We start from the raw sequence: 2,082 nt of genomic DNA, 5'->3' as shown, positions 1-2,082 counted from the left end.
ATCGCTGTAAAAGTTGGAACAGTATTGGCAGGATTTACGGTAATTGTAAGTGTCGCAGTTGTGGCACATTGTCCTGCATTTGGAGTAAAAGTATAAGTAGTCGTTGCCGAATTATTCAGAGCTGGCGACCAAGTTCCCGTAATCCCATTGTTGGATGTTGTTGGAAGTGGATTCAATGTCTGACCAAAGCAAATTGGCGCAATAGGATTAAAAGCAGGTACAACTGAAGGCGTTACGATAACATTTACAGTATCAGTAATAGACAAATCGCAACTATTAGTAGCAGTTAAAGTTAGCACTATCGTAGTTCCCGCTGCATTTGAGGGAATTGTATAATTGGTTGAAAGAGTATTTGGCGAAGAAAAACTTCCATTGGCGGCAGACCAGCTGACTGTTTGTTGCCCTTGAGCAGTCCCATTTAATGGTATAACGGTTCCTGCACAAGCACTCAAAGTCGATTGCGGCACATCCACCGTGAAAGGAGTAACGGGAGCCGAACAATCATTATTGATGTATGTTGCTGCTCCAGAAGGCGTAAAATTAACAATCGCACCATCGGCAGGGACTGTAGCACCAGCTGGATTTATCAATAATGCACGGTCATAAGTCACGGTATCTGAACACGAGCCAAAACTCATCGTTAAGGTTCTGGTTCCGGTTCCTGAATTGGCAAAATGTCCCGTTCCTACGTTTGGATTATTTTGAAAAAGGATATAAATATTTTCTGTTAGTGCACCAAAAGAATTTAAATCGGTGTCCATGTTGAAACTTGTTACTAGAATTACTGTAGCGTTTGCAGGTAGAATACCATTTGTAGGTTGCAATAATTCTCCACATCCTCCGGCATCAAGTATGTCGCCATTTAATGTATTAACAACCGACTGGGTTGTATTATTTTGAACAAGTCCTTGCCAGTCTAAACTTGTAGTTGCCCAAACTACAGACAGATTGGAAACGTTTAGGGCACTGTTTCCTACTTTAAAACGAACCATTTCGTTAAGACCTTCCTGAGGACCACAAGCATCTACAAGAATACTTTCAATTTGGAAACATTGTGAGTGGCTTTTTTGATAGGACAGAAGAAGAAAAAAAAGTATAAAAAAAGTAACAGAGAACGGGGTATTTAATTTCATTTCAAATTTATTTAAATCCACGCAATGTAGATTATTTCAATAATTTGTATTTTATTACAATGTTATGGTTGTGTGGTTTTTATGTTGATTTACAGTTACTTATGTTTATTTAATGGTCATAAAAAAACCGCTCTTGATAAAAAGAGCGGTTCTGTTTTCTAGATAGAATTCTATTTTTTAATTACTTTGAAAGCTTTTGAATTTTGACCCGATACAGCATATATCAGATAAGTACCAGAAGCCAAGTTAGATAAGTCTACTTTATAATTAGTAGAATCTGCTTTTTTAGTCATAAGCTCTTGTCCTAATAAATTGAATACTGTTATAAAATCGATTTTTTCTAAAGAAGTAACAGTAAGAAAATCATTTACAGGATTCGGATAGTAGTTGAACGTTGAACGATCAAAAGAAGCATTTGCCAAATCAACCCCAGCAATAATTTTTAATCTTTCCGGACTTTCTCCACAACCGTCAATGATTGTTTGTGAAGCATAGTAAATTCCTCCACTAACAATCAAATCTGTAGAAGACAATTCATTACCTCCTGTTTGAGCATCATACCATTTGATTCCTTCGCCAATAACAACAAAATCAGAAAGTGTATCTCCACCAGTGAAATCTTGTGTTTCAACTCCTGTTGGAGCACTTGTTGCGTCATTGATGATAATTGATAGAGTCTGTGTCGTTGCACATTCCGAAGCATCAGGAGTGAATATATAATCACCGCTTTCAGTATTGCTTATCGTTGAAGGATTCCAAGTTCCCGAGATTCCGTTTGGAGAAGTTGCCGCAAGAATCGGAGCATCCGAACCTGAACAGAAGTCGGCAATTGAAGCAAAATCAGGCACAGTCTTTTCAATTATTACAACGCTCAAAGTCTGTGTCGTAGCACATTCCGAAGCATCAGGAGTGAAGGTATAATCGCCACTTTCAGTATTGCTTATCGTTG

General features: G+C 37.9%; 1 protein-coding gene and 1 pseudogene. Both read right to left on the bottom strand.

The features are described 5' to 3' along the window. Positions 1-1,133: pseudogene (locus J2X31_RS18175) on the bottom strand (hypothetical protein); the annotation flags it as partial. Positions 1,134-1,303: 170 nt separating this feature from the next. Beyond that, a partial coding sequence (locus J2X31_RS18170; protein WP_310029013.1) for a T9SS type A sorting domain-containing protein occupies positions 1,304-2,082 on the bottom strand: 779 nt, incomplete at its 5' end.

This window comes from Flavobacterium arsenatis (genome assembly GCF_031456785.1).
GTDB classification, from domain to species: domain Bacteria; phylum Bacteroidota; class Bacteroidia; order Flavobacteriales; family Flavobacteriaceae; genus Flavobacterium; species Flavobacterium arsenatis.
This window is presented reverse-complemented; position numbering and strand designations above follow the sequence as displayed.